This is a genomic window from Roseococcus pinisoli (assembly GCF_018413645.1).
In the GTDB taxonomy this organism is placed as follows: Bacteria; Pseudomonadota; Alphaproteobacteria; order Acetobacterales; family Acetobacteraceae; genus Roseococcus; species Roseococcus pinisoli.
This window is the reverse complement of record NZ_JAHCDA010000003.1, coordinates 79,906-99,516: the sequence shown is the minus strand read 5'-3', so window position 1 is coordinate 99,516 and position 19,611 is coordinate 79,906. Positions and strand designations below refer to the sequence as shown.

The 19,611-nt window shown below is 62.4% G+C and carries 24 protein-coding genes; all 24 read left to right on the top strand.

The features are described 5' to 3' along the window. Nucleotides 1-2 precede the first annotated feature (2 nt). The 24 genes from KHU32_RS15425 (at nt 3) to KHU32_RS15310 (ending at nt 19,057) form a co-directional block, all read left to right on the top strand. Complete coding sequence (locus tag KHU32_RS15425) at nt 3-242, top strand: hypothetical protein (protein ID WP_213671048.1); 240 nt, start codon at nt 3-5, stop codon at nt 240-242. Continuing rightward, the gene (locus KHU32_RS15420; protein ID WP_213671047.1) at nt 239-709 is read left to right on the top strand and encodes a hypothetical protein; all 471 of its coding nucleotides are present in this window, start codon (nt 239-241) and stop codon (nt 707-709) included. The genes KHU32_RS15425 and KHU32_RS15420 overlap by 4 nt, the downstream gene beginning before the upstream one ends. Continuing rightward, nucleotides 699-1,076, top strand: a complete 378-nt coding sequence (locus tag KHU32_RS15415) for a hypothetical protein (protein WP_213671046.1) — start codon at nt 699-701, stop codon at nt 1,074-1,076. The genes KHU32_RS15420 and KHU32_RS15415 overlap by 11 nt, the downstream gene beginning before the upstream one ends. Further along, nucleotides 1,076-3,298, top strand: a complete 2,223-nt coding sequence (locus KHU32_RS15410; RefSeq protein ID WP_213671045.1) for a tail fiber domain-containing protein — start codon at nt 1,076-1,078, stop codon at nt 3,296-3,298. The genes KHU32_RS15415 and KHU32_RS15410 overlap by 1 nt, the downstream gene beginning before the upstream one ends. 732 nt (nt 3,299-4,030) lie before the next feature. Beyond that, nucleotides 4,031-4,246, top strand: a complete 216-nt coding sequence (locus tag KHU32_RS15405; RefSeq protein WP_213671044.1) for a hypothetical protein — start codon at nt 4,031-4,033, stop codon at nt 4,244-4,246. 82 nt (nt 4,247-4,328) lie between these two features. Beyond that, nucleotides 4,329-5,027, top strand: a complete 699-nt coding sequence (locus KHU32_RS15400) for a TIGR02594 family protein (protein ID WP_213671043.1) — start codon at nt 4,329-4,331, stop codon at nt 5,025-5,027. Next, complete coding sequence (locus KHU32_RS15395; RefSeq protein WP_213671042.1) at nt 5,024-5,272, top strand: hypothetical protein; 249 nt, start codon at nt 5,024-5,026, stop codon at nt 5,270-5,272. The genes KHU32_RS15400 and KHU32_RS15395 overlap by 4 nt, the downstream gene beginning before the upstream one ends. Before the next feature lie 135 nt (nt 5,273-5,407). Next, entirely contained in the window at nt 5,408-5,947 is a 540-nt protein-coding gene (locus KHU32_RS15390; protein WP_213671041.1) for a nucleoside/nucleotide kinase family protein, read from the top strand. A gap of 158 nt (nt 5,948-6,105) precedes the next feature. Further along, nucleotides 6,106-6,630, top strand: coding sequence for a hypothetical protein (locus tag KHU32_RS15385; protein WP_213671040.1), 525 nt, complete (start codon nt 6,106-6,108; stop codon nt 6,628-6,630). 77 nt (nt 6,631-6,707) lie between these two features. Continuing rightward, entirely contained in the window at nt 6,708-7,247 is a 540-nt protein-coding gene (locus KHU32_RS15380; protein WP_213671039.1) for a hypothetical protein, read from the top strand. Nucleotides 7,248-7,279: 32 nt separating this feature from the next. Further along, entirely contained in the window at nt 7,280-8,692 is a 1,413-nt protein-coding gene (locus KHU32_RS15375; RefSeq protein WP_213671038.1) for a hypothetical protein, read from the top strand. 23 nt (nt 8,693-8,715) lie between these two features. Further along, nucleotides 8,716-9,306 carry a hypothetical protein gene (locus tag KHU32_RS15370; RefSeq protein WP_213671037.1) on the top strand — a complete coding sequence of 197 codons (591 nt, stop codon included), beginning with the start codon at nt 8,716-8,718 and terminating at the stop codon, nt 9,304-9,306. Then, nucleotides 9,303-10,556, top strand: a complete 1,254-nt coding sequence (locus KHU32_RS15365; protein ID WP_213671036.1) for a DnaB-like helicase C-terminal domain-containing protein — start codon at nt 9,303-9,305, stop codon at nt 10,554-10,556. Before KHU32_RS15370 ends, KHU32_RS15365 begins: the two co-directional genes overlap by 4 nt. A gap of 95 nt (nt 10,557-10,651) precedes the next feature. Beyond that, nucleotides 10,652-11,188, top strand: a complete 537-nt coding sequence (locus tag KHU32_RS15360) for a hypothetical protein (protein WP_213671035.1) — start codon at nt 10,652-10,654, stop codon at nt 11,186-11,188. After that, the gene (locus KHU32_RS15355; RefSeq protein ID WP_213671034.1) at nt 11,188-12,198 is read left to right on the top strand and encodes a toprim domain-containing protein; all 1,011 of its coding nucleotides are present in this window, start codon (nt 11,188-11,190) and stop codon (nt 12,196-12,198) included. Before KHU32_RS15360 ends, KHU32_RS15355 begins: the two co-directional genes overlap by 1 nt. 44 nt (nt 12,199-12,242) lie before the next feature. Continuing rightward, nucleotides 12,243-13,049: a hypothetical protein gene (locus KHU32_RS15350; protein ID WP_213671033.1), complete on the top strand. Its 807-nt coding sequence runs from the start codon at nt 12,243-12,245 to the stop codon at nt 13,047-13,049. A 9-nt stretch (nt 13,050-13,058) separates the two neighbouring features. Continuing rightward, nucleotides 13,059-14,435 carry a DEAD/DEAH box helicase gene (locus KHU32_RS15345; protein WP_213671032.1) on the top strand — a complete coding sequence of 459 codons (1,377 nt, stop codon included), beginning with the start codon at nt 13,059-13,061 and terminating at the stop codon, nt 14,433-14,435. A 36-nt stretch (nt 14,436-14,471) separates the two neighbouring features. Continuing rightward, nucleotides 14,472-14,828, top strand: a complete 357-nt coding sequence (locus KHU32_RS15340) for a hypothetical protein (RefSeq protein ID WP_213671031.1) — start codon at nt 14,472-14,474, stop codon at nt 14,826-14,828. Between the two features lie 36 nt (nt 14,829-14,864). Then, on the top strand, nt 14,865-15,911 hold the full coding sequence (locus KHU32_RS15335) for a P-loop NTPase family protein (RefSeq protein ID WP_213671030.1): 1,047 nt from the start codon (nt 14,865-14,867) through the stop codon (nt 15,909-15,911). Beyond that, nucleotides 15,908-16,273, top strand: coding sequence for a hypothetical protein (locus KHU32_RS15330; protein ID WP_213671029.1), 366 nt, complete (start codon nt 15,908-15,910; stop codon nt 16,271-16,273). Before KHU32_RS15335 ends, KHU32_RS15330 begins: the two co-directional genes overlap by 4 nt. Then, nucleotides 16,270-17,178 (top strand): hypothetical protein, encoded by a 909-nt coding sequence (locus KHU32_RS15325; RefSeq protein WP_213671028.1) that lies wholly within the window; start codon nt 16,270-16,272, stop codon nt 17,176-17,178. Before KHU32_RS15330 ends, KHU32_RS15325 begins: the two co-directional genes overlap by 4 nt. Next, nucleotides 17,178-17,792, top strand: a complete 615-nt coding sequence (locus KHU32_RS15320; protein ID WP_213671027.1) for a crossover junction endodeoxyribonuclease RuvC — start codon at nt 17,178-17,180, stop codon at nt 17,790-17,792. Before KHU32_RS15325 ends, KHU32_RS15320 begins: the two co-directional genes overlap by 1 nt. A gap of 3 nt (nt 17,793-17,795) precedes the next feature. After that, a complete protein-coding gene (locus KHU32_RS15315) occupies nt 17,796-18,695 on the top strand; it encodes a hypothetical protein (RefSeq protein WP_213671026.1) in 900 nt (299 codons plus the stop codon). Nucleotides 18,696-18,790: 95 nt separating this feature from the next. Further along, a complete protein-coding gene (locus KHU32_RS15310; protein ID WP_213671025.1) occupies nt 18,791-19,057 on the top strand; it encodes a hypothetical protein in 267 nt (88 codons plus the stop codon). The last annotated feature ends 554 nt before the right edge of the window (nt 19,058-19,611 follow it).

Genomic DNA, 19,611 nt, shown 5'->3' with positions numbered 1-19,611 from the left:
CCATGGCCGTTCCATACGAGTATTTTCAAACCCACTGGGGCATCGCTTTGATGCGATACCAACACAGCACCGGCGAATGGTTTTTCGAGTGTTGGTCCACCAAGCGGGCGCTAGTTCGGGATCTCGGAGAAGGTGGCCACAGCTTTCAGCTCTGGATGATTCTGGGCGGTAGCGTCGTCCAAGTGATGTCGATGCGCTACAATGGTTGGTGCAACATCTACGCCATCAAGTACCGCAAATGAGCGAGACTTTTGGCCCCGCAACGCCTCTGTCTGACTGCTGGGTGGATCACGAAGACGGCATAATCCGAAGCTTCGGCTATAGCCCCGTCGGCGAAATCAGACTTGTGCCACCCCCCATGCCGGACCAGGCCGAACGGCAGCGTGTACTGACCAACCAGAGTACCCTCGACCAGCTCTCGCTCGGACCCGAGGGCTTCTACGTCGCCGATGGCCTGGTGTGGAAACGTGAGTCTCCTGGGATCGAGATCTCCTCCCCGACCCTTGTCGCCGATGGCGAGGCGGAGGTGCTGGTCTCCGGCATCCCCCCGGGCTCCCGCTTACGCATTGAAGGAGCGGTACAGCAACCCTGGGTAACGATCGACGACGGCGAGGTAGCTCTTACCAGCTCGGCGACCGGCACCCTGAAGATCCGGATCGAGTGCCCGATCCCGTGGTCCAACTGGGGGGCGACCATCCGTGCGAATTGATCTTGGGCCCGACATCGAAGCAGTGCGAGATCGGACTCTGGCTCTGATCGAGAGCTACGCTGCCTCTGCCGCGAGCAACGTGCGCCCGGGCACTCTCGCCGTCATGGACGCCGAGCGTCTGGCAGAGGCCACGAGGCTTCTCGACATACCGGAATTCAACCCGCCGGCCGGCGCGTACCCGTTGCTCGAACTTGTCCAAGGTCCGGGCAGTACAAGGGACAAGGCCGACCGCGTGGTGGCGCTTTCGATCGAGACCAAGACCGCCCTCACGAAAATCGAAGCACAACGACTTTCAGCCAAGGCGTTGGCTCGGGCGGCGACTTCTGTCGCCGCCTTGCGGGCCATATCGTTGCCGGGGAATGACTGATGCCTAGCGCCATCGACAACGTTCTCCCCCGCGCTCAGAGCGTCGCAACCGCTCGCGGCGAGATGCTGCTCTTCACGCGCTTCGTCCCCGCGAGCGGCGAAGCCTACATGGTGACCCAAAGCAGCTCGACGAACTTCCCCATCCTGCTGCTGCCAGCCGATCCGAGTGCTCCCGCGATCCTTGTGAATGCCCGCTCCTCACCGCGAGCGGCCGAGCGGGAAATGGAGGCCCGCGCGACAAACACGCCCATCCCCGATGACGACCCCGGGAACAGCGTGCCTGGAGGCCCGGAAACGGCTGCTAATGCGGCGGCGAACAGTGCAGTCTCGGCGGCAAACAGCGCCCTCGCCGCTCATGCTGACGCCGCCTTGGCCACTACCAAAGCAGCAGCAGCCGCAGCCTCTGCAAGCTCGGCGGCAGCCAGCGCCGACAGCATCGACAACCAATTGGACGACGCTGCGGCCTCAGCTACGGCGGCCGCCGCCAGCGCGTCTCTCGCCGCTCAGAGGGCCGCTGAGGCCACCACGACGGCTGGCGATTCCGCGACGTCAGCCGCAGCGGCCGCCACCAGCGCGGCCACAGCCATCGCCAAGGCAAGCGAGGCCACCACGTCGGTCACGTCGGCTGCTGGAAGTGCAAGCACGGCGAGCACCAGGGCAGGCGAGGCCGCAGCATCAGCTACTGCCGCCTCCAATAGCGCAGGCACAGCCAGCACGAAGGCAACCGAGGCGGCGTCCTCCGCTACCGCCGCTGCCGGCAGTGCGGCAACGGCCGGGACAAAGGCTGTCGACGCCGCCACCTCCGCGACCGCAGCGGCCGGCAGCGCCACCACGGCGACAACGAAGGCGAATGCGGCGGCGGCCTCCGCAACGTCAGCCGCTAACAGCGCCAGCAACGCCGGGACGAGCGCAGGTGAATCGGCGAACTGGGCCACCGCTTCAGAGGCCAGTGCCAACAGCGCCGCCACCAGGGCAGGTAACGCCGCCACGTCGGCGACTGCAGCGGCCGGCAGCGCGACGCTCGCAGGTCAAAAGGCCACCGATGCGACGACGAAGGCCAACGACGCCGCAGCCTCAGCGACGGCGGCGGCCGGAAGCGCCGCCACCGCCAGCACCAAGGCCACCGATGCGGCGACCTCGGCAGCGGCCTCTCAGACGCGCTGGGATGAGTTTCGTTCCCAATATCTGGGAGCACTTTCTGGTCCGCCGACGACGAATCCTCTGGGCGGGGCTCTTCAGACGGGGAACCTCTACTTCGATACGACTCTTTCGGCTCTCCGGATCAGAACGACTGCCAACGGCTGGGCCGACTATCTCCCCATGGATAGTTCGGTCGTCGCACGGCTGAGCGGCGCGGCCTTCACAGGCCCGGTGAAGACCTCTTCGGCGCCCACCGCCGCCGATCATTTGACCCGCAAGGATTATGTGGACACTGGGCTAGCGGGCAAACAAGCCAACTTAGGCTTTACCCCGGTCCGCCAAGGCGGCGGCACGGGTCAGGGGGATAATATCGTCCGACTTGGGTGGTCTACTGACTCCAGTGGTCTGCGTGCTCAGGTGGATTTCACTGACCTCGGTGTTCTTGCGACCCGAGGCTGGGCCCAGAACGAAGGCAATTCCATCCTGGCCCGCAAGGTTCAACTGTGGGAGAGCGGCGGCCCGGGGTACATCGACTTCGGCTACACCGAGAGCTCGCTCAAGTACTCCCTGAGCGGATCGTCCTCCGAGTTCCTGCTGCATTCCGCCCATCTTCGCTGGATGTCGATGCTGGACTGGGGCGGAACCTGGGCGCTCGCGATCAACTCGAACGATGGTCAGAACGCCATCTACTTTCCTACGGCTTGGTCTGACTCCGCCTTCAAGGAAAACGTAAGTCCCACCTCCGTCGATGCTCTGTCTGCCCTCCGTGCTCTGGAGATGGTGCAGTACGACTGGAACGACGACGGCCTCTACGTCGGCAACATCCGCCGCGAACTGAAGCACGTCCCCCTTGGGGTCATCGGTCAGCAAGCCATCGAGCATGCCTCGGAGATGTTCGAGGCGGGGCCCACGACCCTGACTGATGGATCGACCGCCTACCGCATCACCTTCCACCCGGAGCGGGCCGTGCCGCGCCTCATCCGTGCTCTCCAGCAGATGGCCGATAAGGCTGACTCCGTGGAGGATGTTCTTCTGGCGCGCATTGCCGCGCTGGAGGCGCGCATCGAAGCGCTCGAGGCATAGAGCCGAACATCCAGCAAATTGGCCTCGACCAGACGCACCGACTTTCAGACCGTCTGAAGAGCAGGAGATCTCACACGTGGCGCTAGTCCTTCTGATGAAGTCGGCAGTCCTGTATGCGATCTGGGGTGCCTTCTGTTGGCGGATCAGAGGGGGGGCTTGGGAGACGTTGCTACGCCTCCCGCGCGGCACGACCAAAGCACGCCTGGCATGCTCCATCGCCTTCGCAATCCCTCTGGTGCCACTTCTGAGTTGGCACGCGGCAGGCGTCGCGATCTGCCTGATGCTTGGCCTAGTCTTCGCCCGTTGGGGCGATGCAATGGACATTGGTCGGATCGAAGGCAGCCGGCTCCTCGACACCATGAAGATGACGGGTTGGGGGCTGGTCACGGTTGCCCCTTTGGCCGCTCTCGCTTGGTGGGGTGGTTATCTCTGGTGGCCGTTGATCGTTGCCGGGGGTCTCTTCGGATTGGTCTATGCGGCCTGTTGGTGGTGGAGGGACCGGCTCCCTCATGTGGAGGCTTTCGCCTCTGGACCGACCGAGTGGGGGGAGTGGGGCGCGGGCTTCCTGGTGGCTGCCGCGCTCTTCTGGGTTAGTGTGAACTGAACCTCTTGGCCGTGCACCTGGGTGCACAGGTCGACCGGCCTCTTACTGGTCGTCGCCCGCCAATGAATGCAGCGGCATAGCTCTCTGATTGCTCGGGGCCTCTTGGCCCCTCCTTGTAGGAGAGCTCGATGGCCGACGTTAACGATCGAATTCGTGAACTAGAGCAGAGTGATTCGGCTCTGCGGTTGGCCACAGCCGTTCACGAAGCCGTTTGTGCCGAGCGTTACAGGGGCATCACCTGGCGCCTGAATATTCTGGTCGCATTGTTTGTCGCGACACTAGGGGCGGCCGCCGCCGGCAACCCCGTTATGCAGGCGTTAAGCCGCATCTTCACCGGGTCGTAGACCAACCGCTCACCCGACTCATCGCCCCCGGCTGACAGCCCTTCCGCCATGAGGTGCTGACACAGTCGATGCGGAGTTGGCCATGAGCAATCCGAAGTGGGTGACCATTGCGCTGGCCGAGATGGGCCAGAAGGAAATCGCCGGTCCGGCCTCGAACCCCCGCATCCTGCAGTACCATGCAGTGACGACCCTCGGCGCCAAGTCCGATGAGGTCGCTTGGTGTGCCTCCTTCGTCTCCTGGGTGCTCAAGGAAGCCGCCCTGCCGTCGGTGCTCTCGAATGGCCGTGGGTCGGCCCGCGCCGCCGACTTCGCGACATACGGCACCAAACTCGAGAAGCCCGTCCTCGGGGCGATCGTCGTGTTCTCCCGCGTCGGCGGGAACCACGTCGGCTTCTACATGGGTGAGGACAAGGGCAAATGGCTCATCCTTGGGGGTAACCAGGGCAACCAGGTCTGCATCGAGCGGTACGGTCTGGAGAAGCTGATTGCCATTCGCTGGCCGGCGGGAGTCCCCCTCCCCAATGCCATCGCCCCACTGAGCACGTCGGGGGTCATTCGAGGCAATGTGGTCACTGGCCTCGCCACCGTAGGCTCGCTGGGTGCAGGTCTAGTGGGCAGTGCCGACACCGTCGACAAGGCGAGATCCTGGATCGCTGAGGGCGGCTGGATCGCAATCACATTCGGCATCCTCGCTTTGGTGGGCGTGGTCTGGTCGATCCTTTCTCGCGTGAAGGGTCGGACGGCCTCCGGAGAGACGCCAACATGGGATGTGGTCCCGTGATCGCGATCATCGTTGCGGCGCTCAAGTCCCGTGTCACGGGCTTCATGGTTGCGGTGGTTGCCGTCTTGGCCGTGCTCGCCACCGTCTACCGCTCCGGCCGCAAGAGCGCCACGCAAGCGGACGCGCTCGAAAAGGCGGAATCCACAGTCCGACAAGCAGGAGTTAGGTCCCATGTGGACGCTGAGGTTGCTCGCTCTGACGATCCCCTTGATGAGCTGCGCCGCAAGTGGCGTCGCCCCAATTAGCTGCGCAGCCTGGCGTCCCATTCTGATCGCCGACGCTGACGTGCTGACCCGACCCACCGCGACTGATGTGCTCGCCCACAACGAGACAGGTCGCCGGCTCTGCGGCTGGTAGAGCAACGACGTGAAGGCCCTCCCATGAACTCGTTCATTGCCCTCTACAGCCCAGCAAGTGGCAGCGGAAAATCGACTCTAGCCAACAGCCTGACCGAGGTCGGCTTCGTCCGACTGTCGCTCGCCGACCCCATCAGGGAGATGGCGCTGGTGGTGCTGGGGCCGATTGCCCCCTACCGCGACTGGTTCTCGCCGGAAGTGAAGAACGTCCCGGTTCCTGAGCTCCATGGCAAGACGCCCACAGATCTTCTGATCGCTCTCGGCCAAGGCATTCGCGACCGCTTCTACAACGATGTCTGGCTCGACAACCTTGTCGCCCGCCGTAAGCGCGCGGTGCGGCCGGTGGTCTGCGACGATCTTCGCCAGCCGAATGAGTTCGATCGGTTCCGATCGGAGGGTGCACTACTCGTGAAAGTCGTCCGAGATGGAGCCAAGCCTCGGGGCATGGACGGCCTCCTCGAGGATCGGGAGTTCGACCTGGTGCTCCATAACGACACCGACAGCCCGACGGCTTGGACCATCAAAGCAGCCAATGCCCTCGCTGCGCACACCGGCTTGCGCTGAAATCCTGGCCGTCCCCGGGTGACTGGATGATCTGTGCACCCAGGTGCGCAACAAAGTCGGAATGTCTCTTCTAAACAGCGATTTAGGCGGTTAGGGACAGAGCAGTCCGGGGTGTCCGGGCGTCGCTCGCGCACGGAGGCGCGTCAAGGAAAACACCAATGCGGATCGTCGCGCTCACGGGCTACCAGCAAACCGGCAAGACCGAAATCGCTCGCTACCTAGAGCGCCGTTGGGGCTTCCGACTCGTACCTCTCCGGGCGCCCGCCGTAGCCATGATGCAAGCCCTCGGAATTGCCGAGGACTACTTCTCCCCGCAGCGGCAGCATTGCCGTTGCGATGACCTCCCGGTCACACCCGCGAAGGCGATCGAGACCTTGATGGAGTCTTGGGGCCGCCTCTGCCTCGACGATCGGTTCTGGTTGAGCCGGTGGGAGGCGCGAGTTGGGACTTTGCCGCCCCGGGCGAACATCGTGGTCGACGATATAGGGCGAGCAGACGAGGCCACCGCCATCCGCGCCTTGGGTGGAAAGGTCTGGCGGGTCAACCACCCGAAGCGTCACGCGCGAAACGCCCGTGAAGAAGCAAACATGGACGGCATTGAAGAAGATCGGTCCGTCTACAATGGCAAGGGATTGAAGGAGTTATTCCGCTCCATTGACGGACTCATCCTAGATCAAAAATAATACTTTCTAAGTATTTAAACTATTGCTACATAGCCGACCCCAATAGATGATGTCTCTCATTCAGCAGAGGCCGATTAATGACCGACGATCTCAAGTCCCTCCGGATGGCAGGGACCTCCGGATTTCATGATTATTTTGTGGTCGATGTCTGTGGTGACTACGCCTTGGGCCTCAAGGCTCTGGCCGGTTGCTCGGTTGATGAGGGCAGCTTTGTGGGGTGCCGGTTCAGGGCCTCCGCCCACCCCAACACACCTGGAGCCCCCCGCCCGAAGTCCGGGTGGCACTCGCACTGGACCGGCCTGACGTGGGTCAAGCACGGCTCCAAACACTCCACCGGTTTGGCGATTTGCCAACTGCAGAACGCCCTGCCCGCCGTGATGCTTCACGAGATCAAGAAGGTCGATATCGCGAGCATCGTCGCCAACCGGCTGTCCCTTGGCCTAGGCAAGACGTCGATCTACTCGCCGTCGGAGCTGGCGGCCCTGCTCCAAGCCGAGTGGATCAAACTTCTGAAGGCCCCCGACGAAGGCGAGCTTCCGGATGACTTCGCCGGCAAACCCCTGATCGACCTCGATGCTGTCCTGAAGAAGAAGCCCGAGCCGCCACCCATCGCCTAGAGGCTGCCGATCACCCGCTCATGGAGGAGCGCATGCACGAAATGATGACCACGTCGAAGGCCAACAATTTGGCCTACACCAAGAAGCTGGCGCCGCTACCTCAGCAGGGCATCCAGGCCATGGGCCTGTCGAAGGATGCTGCCTTCCTCTTCGCCCGCATCGCTGCATGGTATCCGAGCGCGAAGGCCCTACGCCCCGGAGATCCGACGCCGTGGATCGCACGGTCGTCGAAGATCTGGTTCACGGAACTCGACTTCACCGCCTGGGAGTGGCGAAAAGCGGTCGGGGAGCTCGAGACCAGAGGACTGATCGAGCGGGCTCGTGGGCTTTGGAATAACCGATGCCTGTCCTTCGTTCGGCCGTCCAAGCGGGTCCGGACCGAGGGCTGGATCGCCATAGGCAAACCCATTTTTGAGCTCGATTCACAAAATCAAATCGGTGCGGAGCACACGATCGAAGGTGTGGCAGACACCGATTCTTTCTTCTTAGTTCCTGAACTACAGCCAAACTACAGCAAGGAAGATGGCCAGCCGCCTGCGGCGCCCGGCGCCCTGCCTCCGGGGTTCGTGTCGAAGGCAGAAGCAGGGGAAGTCAGCCAGGCGTCCTCTACCGCTCAAAGCTCCCCCCCTGTCCAATCTCCCCAGCCCCCCTTTCCTGCCCCGATCGTGATCTCGAAGCCCGCTATGGCCATGCAGGTCGATAGCGCCGTGCACCCGGGTGCGCAGCACGCGCTCGCTCAGATGGCCAAGGAGGGCCTTAAAGCCATGGCGACCACCACACCCCCGCCGAAAGGCTCTCAGCCCGCCCAGGACGAGGCCAAGGCGTCAGGCGGTGGCGTTGCCGCCCTGGCCCAGGGGTGGAAGGCCCAGCAGCTCACCAAGGGACCGCTGGCGGCCGTGGCCGCTGCCTCGGGGGGCAAGAGCCCACTGGCCAGCCTGGAGGCTGTCTGGAGGGCCGGCACGCCAGGTTTCACCGCTGCATGGTCGCCCAAGACGAAGACGCTGATGAAGCGCTTCATCGCGCATATGCCACCGAAGACGGATGCCTCGGCCGTGATGGCCTCCTGCCTCGCCGACTGGCCCGGCTTCCGGGCCTTCGCGAAGGAGAACTATGAAGGCTGGAAGCTCTCTGAAAAGCCGGTCGCCGACGTGATGGCCCTGCAGATCGACGCTGCCGTGAACTGGTTTCAGGCCGAAGCCAAGCGCGAGGAGCTGAAGGCCGCCGCTGCCGCCAAGGCCGCTGCCGCCAAGATGGCCACGTCGCTGAAGCAACTCAAACCGCTTGCTGCCCCGGCGGCGGTTACCCCGAAGGTTGTGGCGGAGAAGCACGTACCGATCACCCCAGAGGAGATCGAGGCCGCCCCACATGCCTTCACCTCGTTCGGGAAGAAGAAGACGTTCGACCCCTTCGCCGCCTTGAAGGCCAAGAAGGCCACCGACGCATGATTCCTCTGCCAATTAGCAAGGAGGTGTCCGACACCTACGATGTCGAAAAGCACGCCAGCATCGTGCACATGATGGACACCATCGTGAACGACTGCCGCGTACCCGAGGGCTTCATCTGGGCGAAGTTCGGCCGCTATGTCGGCCAGCAAGAGCTCGAATGGGCCCAGCGATTCCCCAGACTTCGAGCCGAGGGTATCGCCGGCATGATTTACCTCGGCGCCGACTTTTCGCCCTCGGTCGAGGAGCGCTGCATGGCCCTGGTTGGCAGCCTCACGCGAAACCGAATCCGGGGCCGCTTCTTCACGCTCGCCGAGGCGATCGAGGCTTGGCAGATGGATGAGCTGCGGGCGACGTGCCTCGTGATCCCGAATTTCGTCGACGACGAACCAGGCGAAAAGTCGAAGTTCACACGAGGCGGGCCGCGTAAGGACCTGATGTCCGATCTGTTGCTGTCGAGGTTCCGGGACCCGAAGGCGCAGACCGTCCTCGCCGCGCCCAGCATGGACGCGATCAGCAAGGCCTACGGCCCATTCGTCCGGTCGCATGTCGAGGCGCACTACACCCAAATTCACCCCGATGGGTCAGACCCCGTCCTGCAGGGGCAGCCCGCATGAGCCTACTTGCCCAGTCCTTCGTGGCCTCGATTGTCGACTCCCCGAAGGGGCTTGAGCTGCTTCTTGAAGTCGGAGATCCGGCTCCGCTCTTCGTCACCGAGCCCGACCAGAAACTCTGGTCGTTCGTGTCCGGGCACCTGACGACGCACGGCAAGCTACCGCATCGATCGACCATAGCTGCAGTCATGAAGATTGACCTGCCGCAGGCTCTGGAGCCGGCCAGCTTCTACCAGGAAAAGCTCACCGAGTTTTTCGTCCGTTCGTCTCTGGGGACCATGGCGACGGGCATCCAGGAGCACATAGGCGCCGCCGCTGCGCAAGAACTGCTCGCCGCCGCGCAGGAGGCCATGAATGGCATCCTCAAGGTGCAAATGCAGCGCAACCTGCACGACTTCAGGCACGCGGCACCCGCCATCCTCAAAGCCCACAATCTCGCTCAGGTCGGCGGCGCGGTGGGCTTTTCATCGGGCTGGCCGTCTTTTGATAAGCAGGCCGCAGGGCTCCGCCAGGGCGACGTCATCTCCATTGTCGGACGCCCCGCAGCCGGCAAGTCCTGGCTGCTCCTCTGGATCGCGCTCTACATGTGGCGGAGGCACAAGCTCTGCATCCTGTTCGTCTCGATGGAGCTCGACCAATTGGCCGTGATGCAGCGGCTATCTGGTATCTACGGCCAGGTCGCAGCCGGACAGGTCGTCAGCGGGCAGCTTTCGACCAAGACCTACAATGCCTTCCGCGTCACTCTGAGCGGGCTGGAGGATGAGGAAGTCCCCTTCTGGGTGCTTGACGCAAACCTGGCCGGCACCGTCGACGATGTGGCGGCCTTGCAGGCCATGCTGCAGCCAGACGCGACCCTCATCGACGGCGCCTACATGCTGACGCACCCGAAGGAGTCCGACATCTACAAACGGGTCGCCCTGAACGCGAACCTGATCAAGCAGAAGCTCGCCAAGCGAGGCCCCGTCGTCGCCTCCTGGCAGTTCGCCAGGACCGCCAAGAAGAAGCCCAAAGGTGAAAAGCCAGGGATGGAGGATATTGCGTACTCGGATGTGATTCCACAGGTGTCCTCCATTGTGATGGCCATCATGGAAGACGACAGTACGGAGACGTCGAACACTCGGGAAGTGGCGATTGTGAAGGGGCGCGGCGGCCAAGTAGGATCGTTTCGGGTCAATTGGAATTTTGCTTGGACGACGGACTTCTCGGAATTTGTAGAGCACGACCCAATGGCCACCGGTCAACTCGACGTCTGACAACTCGTGCACCCAGGTGCACATTCTCGTATTTATACTTGATGAATTCTATCAGTTCATTTAGCTCAACAGATGAGACCAAGGAGGGTCTGAATATGGCAATCAAGTTCGCGAAGCCCAGCAAGGCGGCGGCCACTAAGGCGCCCACACAAGCGCTGAGCCCCGAGGTCGAGATCAAGGGCAGCGTCCCTGTCGAGACAGCGCCAGAAACGGCCCCGGCCGAAACCGGCCCCATCTTCCACAAGCTCGAAGCCCAACAGTCTGCCGCCCTTGAGGAGCTGAACAAGCTTGCTCCTGAGCTCGCGGCCGCCAAGGCGCTGCTGAAGAAGGCCGGTGAGCTGCAGAAGACCGTCATGGAGGCCGGCGACGGGTTCCTCGCGGAGGAGGACCTGATGTTCGAGAGCGCGAACGGTGATCGCATCACGCTCTCTGCGAAGTCGCTGGGTCGCAAGATCGTCGACATGCAGGGGCTGCACGAGAAACTCGGCGACGAGGCCTTCTACCAGAACTGCACCTTCCCGCTCGGCGTGCTCGACGTGCACGTGTCGAAGGTCGATCAGACCAAGCTGAAGCTCGTCTCCGAGGGCCGATCCGGCTCCCGCGCCATGAAGCCGCTGCCCCGAGCCAGCTAATGGACGAGGCAACGGCCAGGGCCTTTCTCAAGGCTCTAGGCTCGATGCCGCAGGGAAGCAGGACAGCAGGTGACGGTCGCACCCATGTGCTCGCCCGATGCCCGCTGGCCCCTTGGCGGCACGAGAAAGCCATCGACAGCAAGCCATCCTTCTCCATCGCAATATGCGAGGGCAAGGAAGCGGTCGCGAGCTGCTTTTCATGCGGCTTCAGGGGAGGACTCTTACCTCTCCTGATGTCCATGGAGACGCTGCATGAGCATCATCCCGCCAAGGACTGGCAGTTCGCCGCCGCTCGGCAGATCGCCTGCAACGAGGAGGAGGCAGCCCCACCTGTTCTCGATCCTGATGCCGACATCACACCACCCAAGGTAGGCCTGGCTTACCCGGAGGAGATGCGTCTCGCGATGGACCCGGCCTGGCACGAGGATGAGGTCCACCCCTACTTGGCGCTACGTGGCGTATCGGCTCAGACGGCCCGGCTTTGGGACCTCCGTTACGACGCTAAAAGAATGCGGATCGTGACCCCTATCCGCGACTTCGGCGGCACACTGATGGGGTTACACGGGCGAGCAGTTCACGCGAGCAACTCGCTCCGATGGCTGGCCTACGAGCACCCAGCTCAGAAGGGCGCCACGAACCGACATATCCTGCTGGGGGAGCACAAGTTCACCCCGCACCTTCCGGTGCTCGTGGTCGAGAGCGTCTTCGACCTGCTGGCCTGCTTTCCGATCTGGCCCAACGTGGTGAGCCCTACGGCCGCAACGTTCCCGACAAGCATGATGGCGCGGTTCGATGGGGTGCAGCGCGTCGTCACCCTATTCGACAACGACAAGGCCGGGTCCGCAGCTCGGAAAACCTTCAGCAAGCATCTCGGCAATACGTGCCAGCACTTGATGTTGCCCGAGGGGGTCAAGGACGCCGGCGAAGCTAAAATCCAAGAACTAGAAAATTTACTGTTAACAGCCATTCCAGCCGTAAAATCATTGGCATTACTTGATGAATACAGCTAGAAACTGGTCTGTTCACCCGTATAGCAAGATGGAAAGGAGTCCTCATGGCTATCACCTTCGGAAAGACCCTCGCGAAGCCTGCCGCAAAGCCGAGCTTCGGCACCGGGGCCCAGCCAGCACCAGCGACGCCCTCCTGGCTCAAGACCGGGGGTGACTCGCATGCGGCCTTCGCCGAGCAGGCCGCTCAGCAGGAGGCCAAGAAGGCGATGCTGGACCGGGCATGGCGGTTCCGCATGCAGGTCAACGAGGAGAAGCGGATCACGTTCCTCGACGGCAGCCTGCTGGCTGACGGGCGCCTCGCCCTGCTGTCGTACTTCGAGCACTCGGTGCAGGTGAACGGGAAGTGGCACAACTTCGTCTGCCTAGAGGCGGGCGACGAGAACGGCGATCCGTGCCCGCTGTGCATGGCCGGGGACCAGTCGACCCCCGTGGCCGCGTTCACCATCCTGGATCACACGCCCTACACGATTCAGAAGGGCGACAAGGCCGGCACCGTCATTCCCTTCCAGCGCAAGCTGCTGATCGCGAAGGCGGGTTCCGTGAAGAAGCTGCAGATGATCGCAACGAAGTTCGGCGGCCTGATCGGCCAGACGATCGACGCCTCCCGCCTGACCGACAAGGACCCGGCGATCGGCGGCAACTTCATCCCGGTGGGCAAGACCGAGCTCCCCGATCTCGCGGTGCAGCTCGAGACGACGCCGGAGGACCTGCAGCCGCTCGATTATGCGAAGGAGCTGCCGCGCTTCACTGCGAAGGAGCTGATCGGCATGGGCGTGTCCGCCGCCCCGAAGGGCCCTGGCTACTCCGGCCCGTCCAACTTCAACGCCGGCGCCGCCGCCGAAGCGCTCTAGGCCTAGGCGATGATCGCGACCACCGCCCAAACGGTGACGCAGTTCCCCCGTATGTCCTCACCGGCGATGTCGGTGGGGGCTGCGGCGGCGTACCCCTGGGACGACATGACAGCGAAGAGGTTCGTTTTCACGTCCCAGTTCGACGAGCCGTACATGGCCTACCGGAAAGCCGGCAGCCAGATCCTGGTGCCGCGCAACTCTGGTTTAGCCGGTCCCGCCACTCACGATCGGATGAGTGATGGCGCCGAGATAGACGTAAAATTCACGGCGACCCCACGCACGGAGGACCAACTGTCCTCGTGGAAGCAGATCGCTGAAGCCATGGGCGAAGGACGGTCCGGTCAGTACATCGCAGCTACGGGCGGTGGTAAAACCTTGGGTGGGTCCGTCGCCATCGCGACCGCCGGTGTGACCGCCCTCGTCCTCGTCCCCAAGCAGGACTTGGTCGAGCAGTGGCACCAGACCTTCATCGACTTCCTGGGCCTTGAGCCTTCGCAGATTGGCCACATCCAGGGCGACACCGTGAAGCTGCTGGGCAAGAAGGTTGCCATCGGCATGCTACAATCGCTGTCGATCATCGGACGCTACCAGCAGAGCGTCTACGATTGGGCGGGCCTTCTGATCGTCGACGAGGCGCATCGCTGCCCAGCCGACCAGATGTCGAATGCCCTCTTCATGATCCCCGCACGACGCCGACTGGCTGTCACCGCCACGCCGAGACGGTCGGACGGAAAGCACGTTCTGATCAGCATGCATTTCGGGCCGGTCGTGGCAAAGGCCCACGCCCCTGTGATGAAGCCGAAGATCCTCGTTCTGCGTACCAACTGGCATTGCCCGAAGGTGACGCGGACGTGTGAGTTGACGGGCAAGATCAAGCTGGTCCCCAAGCCTCATAGTCCCGGACGCCTGGGCTGGGTGATGAGCTCCCTCGCGGAGGATGACAACCGCAATGGCCAGATGACCGAGCTGGCGAAGATGTCCTACGCGAAGAACCGCGTCGTCATCTTCTTTTGCGACCTCATCGACCACGTTGAGCGACTGCTGATCCTTCTGGAGAAGAGCGGTATCCCGAAAGGCGACATCACCCACTACATCGGCGGCATGACGAAGGCTGAGCGCGCCATAGCGAAGACGAAGAGGATCATCGTCTCGACAACTGGCGCCATGAAGGAGGGGACCGACATCCCCCGAGCCGACACTGCGATCTTCGCCGCGCCCCGATCGGATGTGGAGCAGATGGCGGGCCGCGTACTGCGCGAGCACGGTGACAAGAAGCAGCCTGTGATCATCGACGTTCAGGACCTCGATAGCCCGGTGCTCAAAGGCTACGCAGCCAAACGGATGGCTTTCTACAAGAACACGGGCGCCGAGATCGTCTTCCTCTAACTCAGACTTTTCGGACCCAACGGAGGGGTCCACAACATGGCCATAACGAAGAAAATCAAGACCTCGGACGAGCCCAACGAAGAGGCCGTCCTGCATTCGGCAGCAGCCAAGGCCTCGATTGAGGTGAAGCATCCTGACGGGTCCACTACGACCAAAGACGAGCCCGTGGGCGGCGCCAAGTTGTTCAAGGAACCGCCTTGTACTGTGGGGTTCACGCTCGGCTGCACCATCCCCCTTGCCCCGTACACGTCAGGCCGCGCCGAGGTCAGTCTGTCGGTGCCCTGCGGGCACGGTGAGATCAACAAGGTCTACGATTTCGCGAAGAAGTGGGTCGAAGACCGGATGGAGACGGTCAGCTCCGAGCTCGCAGCGAGCATGGCCCCGACCACCTGATCTGTGCACCCGGGTGCAAACACCAAGGAGGGTGTGATGGCCGATATTTCGACGCTGCTGAAAGCCTACCAGAAGGATTATGGCGTCATGGTGGGGGCGCAGGGTGGCACGGGCTTGCTGGAAGTCGAGCGCGTGGCCACTGGCGTCTTCGAATTCGACTTGGCTTCCGGCGGCGGGTTTCCGCGCGGCCACTACTCGGTGATCTACGGACCTGAGAGCTCGGCTAAAACTACGCTGGCGCTCAAGGCGATCGCGGTGAACCAGGTGGTGCACCCGGAAGAGGTCAACATCTTCTTCGACATCGAAGACGCGCTTGATCTGGCCTGGGCCACGAAACAGGGCGTCGACACCAGCCGGCTGATCGTGATGAAGCCCGACTACGCGGAGCAGGCCGTCGATATGCTCGACGGGTTCCTGGACGCAAAGGACTGCGGGATCGTTGTCGTCGACAGTCTCGCTGCTCTCATGGGGCAGAACGAAATCGACTCCTCGGCCGAGAAGGTGCCTGTCGGCGGCGTGTCGAACATCGTTGGCCGCATGACCCGCAAGGTCGTGCACTCTCAGTCCCAGGCCAAGAAGCAGGGGCGGCGCCCGACCTTCATCGCCATAAATCAGACCAGGTTCAAGATTGGTCAGATGATGGGTAATCCAGAGACGATGTCGGGAGGCAACGCCCCGAAATTCGCCTCGAGCATGACCGTCCGCTGCTACGGCAAGAACATCACCGATACCAAGATCAGCAAGAATGTGCCTATCCAAAAGGAGGTGCATTTCTCGCTGCAGAAGTGGAAGTGCCCGATTCTCTCCGTCAACGGCGTGTTTCGCCTCGTGACCTTCCCCCACAAGGGGTTAGTGCCTGGCGAGTGTCATGATTGGGGGACGCTCGACCAGTACCTGCGGCACACCGGTCGGCTGGCGAAGGGCGAGAAGGCCGGCTGGGTGCTCGACGGCGACGCCTACAAGACGCTGGACCAGATCCAGTCCCGCCTGGCCGCTGAGCGAGAGTGGGCAGCCGGAATCCGTTCGACCCTGATCAAAGCGATGCTCGAGCAAGGCGCTCTGCCCGGGAGCGTCGAGGAATGAAAAACTCCTATCTCGATCGGCAGAAGGCCAATCCTATGAAGAGCGGCAGGCGCGCAGAAGCGCTCACCGCCAAGCGACATTCGGCCCGGCTGGTGCCTGGCTCCGGGGCCGCGAATGCGAAGGGGGATTTCAGCTCGGGGTCTTTCCTCTTCGAACACAAGGCCACGTTGCGCGGGAGCATGAGTCTACCTCTCGAGTGGCTGATCAAGATCGAGCTGGAGGCCACGGCGCTCGCGAAGTTGCCCGCACTCGCCATCACCTACACCACCGCTGCGTCCGCGCCCCGCCCTTCCGGGGCATGGGTGATGTTGCGTGAAGCTGACTTCCAAAGCCTCGTTGCCAGGGCGGGGCCGGAGGTATGATCAACTTCAAGGCCCTCGCCCCGAAGAGCACCACGCTGCGCGCGAAGATGCATAAGGCCAGCGCCGGTCCCGTACCGGCACGGTCTATTCGGACCCTGCATGCCTCGGAGTATGTGAAGCCCGACTTCTGCGCCCGGCGCATCAGCATCATGGACACCACCGGCAAGAAGCCGCGAGATGAGTATCTGACCACGGCCCACGTGCTCACGTTTGCCTTTGGGCACGCGATCCAGCGCGTCGTCATCAATAAGATGGTGGATGCCGGCACCGCCGTGTCGGATTGGAAGTGCCTCGTCTGCAAGGCGAAGTGGAGGTTCACGAAGCGGCCGATCGCCTGCACGGTCTGCGGTCACAATCTGATCGACCCGGAAGAGCCTCGCCTAGTGTGCCCCGACACGGGATTGTCCGGAGGACTCGACGTCTGCGCCGACCTAGGAGGTCTTCGTCCAGTCATCATTGAGACGAAGTCGATCCGACCGGAGGACTTCAAGAAGTTGGACAAACCTCTTCCAGAGCACACTCTCCGGACCCAACTCTATTTGGACCTCGCGGCGCGCATTCCGGCCAGCGACCCCCTGCACGGGAAGATAGACACCACCCGAGCGATCGTCTTTTACGTGTCCAAGGGCGGATTTGGTGCCATGGATGAAGGCCTCCCGAAGGAAGGCGTCCTGGAAAAATTCTCGCCGTATCGAGAGTACGTAGTAACCCCTAATCCCAAGGCGGTTATGGGGCCGTTCAGCAGAGCAAAGCAGGTGAAGGGCTATCGCGATCGCACGCAAGCGATGCCTGAGAATGAAACTTGCCCCAATGCGTTCTGTCCCCGCGCGAAGACGTGCGAGGTCGCCAAAGAATGCTTTTCGGGGCAGTTTCCTGCGGGTTTCATGCTGCCGGCCGCTCCCTGATGGCCGTGCATTTCAAAAAGAAAATCTCTGTGCACCCGGGTGCACAGACGACATCCATTATGGGTCTTGATGGATCAGCGACCAGCACCGGCATCACGATTTTTAGCCGGAATGGATCGCTTCTGGCGACGTATCGCCTCCAACCGAAAATAAACGGCGCTGCGCGATTGCGTGAAATTCACGAGGCATTCAGGGTGCTCCTAACCAAGCACGCTGTGGGTCTAGTGATCCTCGAAGGCTACGCCTACGGGAACGTCAACACCCTAGCCACCTTGGCCGAAGTGGGAGGCGTTCTGCGCCTCGCGATGGCTATGTACGGAGTACCGTACCTAAGTGTTTCTCCTAATTCTCTGAAGCAGTTTGCCACAGGAAAAGCAAACGCGAAGAAGGAGGAGGTGATGAAGGACGTCTACAAACGCTGGGGTTTTGATTCCCCAGGAAACGATATTGCCGACGCCTACGTTCTGGGGAGGGTCGGACTGTGTCTCCTAGAACTCACTCCGACTGAAAATTCTATCCAGAAGCAGGTCGTTCAAACGATTGCAAAAAACCCTTTGTCAGCAGAAGTAATCAAGCTACAGAGGAGTTTGTATCCCACGGCCATGGAGGGCTGAAATATGTCTGGTGACGCGAGCCTCGAGCTCATGCAGGGAACCACGTTCCCGGTTCCTGCTTCCGCCGATGAGCATCTCGGTGAGACCCCCACGCAGGAAGCCGGCCCGACGGCGGTCACGCTGACGAAGCCCAAGACCAAGAAGCCCAAGGCCCTCGAGGGCGAAATCATCCCGGGCGACGCGATCGCGAAGATCGTCAAGAAGGTCGAAACCCTCTCACAAGATCAGGTGAAGGCGCGCCTGTCCGCCCTTCCCGAAGACGACGGGTTCCTCGAGTTCGAGCAGGGCGGCCTGCTCAAGCGCGTGCTCGAGAACAACTGGTTCCCCGAGTGGGGCTTCGACGACTTCGGCGCCTACGTCGAGGCGACTTTCGATTTCCGCAAGCGCAAGGCCTACTACCTGATCGGCATCTATTCGGGCGTGATCAGCGCCGGCCTCTCCGCCGACCAGGTGAAGGCGTTCGGCTGGACGAAGCTGCGCATCCTGCTGATGCCGGACAATCCCCTGCTGACGGCCGAGAACGTGGACGACTGGCTGGAGAAGGCCCAGTCGATGTCGAAGGACGAGCTCGCGAAGCAGATCCAGGCCCAGAAGGCCCTCGGCGGTCCGTCGGACCCCACCCCCACCGACAACGTCAAGTTCAAGCTGCAGGGAGACCAGATCAGCACCGTGAAGAGCGCGATCGAGAAGGCGATGTCGGTCTCCGGCAGCGAGAGCCCGAGCGCTGCTTTCGAGTTCATCTGCCTGGAGTACCTGGGGAAGCCGACCCCGCCCCCCGTGGCCGGCCCCGTGACTGCCGACGGCTTCATCGAGACCATGAAGACGTTCGGCTGGGAGAAGACCTTGGAGGCCTTCGACAAGGTGTTCCCGGACATCGGCCTGACGGTCGAGCTCCCCAGCTAAGGCCATTCGATAAGACAACGCCTGCCCCTGGTCCGGTTATGCTGGACCAGGAGCCCCTTCGTTACCCCCTCGAACCCCATCAGGCCTCAGCACATATGAGCATCATGCACGCCCAACCGCTTCCGGTTGAGAGCTTCGCCATCGAAGACAGCGTCGGCATTCGGGTCGGCAGTAACTACTGGACCGCGTGCATTTACGCCGATGGTCCGGGCTGGATGATCGAGGCCAGCTACCCCGCCATAGCGTTGCGAGGAATGGCGGTGGTCTTCACTACGGAAGATCTGCATCTCGACACACTGCATTCACGTCTGGCGGCCGAGGTTGATCGCTATTCGGACTCTCTGGCGGCGGCTCTCGAATAGAGGAATCCTCTTGCCTGCCCGGCCTTTACAGCTACCGTCCGCAGGCGACCAATGAACAGCTCAAGGAGGAGCTACCCAATGAAGATCGCCCTGCATATTCGCCTGGCCCACGGCTTGCTCCTGGCAAGCCTGGCTACCACCCCGGCATTCGCTCAGCAGCAAGGATGGGGGACGGGCTGGGGATCAGCCCCCTCCAATCCAGGACCACGCCCGCCCGAGCAGCGCCCCCTCTCCGCTCCATCCCTGCCCTCCGTCTTGCCCTCGACGATCTACGATCGGAACGGGGCAAGGGCAGGCTCCATCGAGACACACTCATGGGGGTCAACTGTCTATGACCGGAACGGCGCCCGTGTAGGCACCGCTCGACCGAGATGAGCCGCCACGCTGGGCTCACCAGGATGGCGCCGCTCTTTCTGGGCCCTGTTAGGTCCAAGGCGCCGAAGGATGAAGGACTGCAATGGTCCTTCTCACTCCTTCAGAAGGGCAAGCTCACACTTCTGAAATACGACAGCCTGGCCGCTGCCAGGACGAGCAGGAAGAGTCTGCTAGGTGGC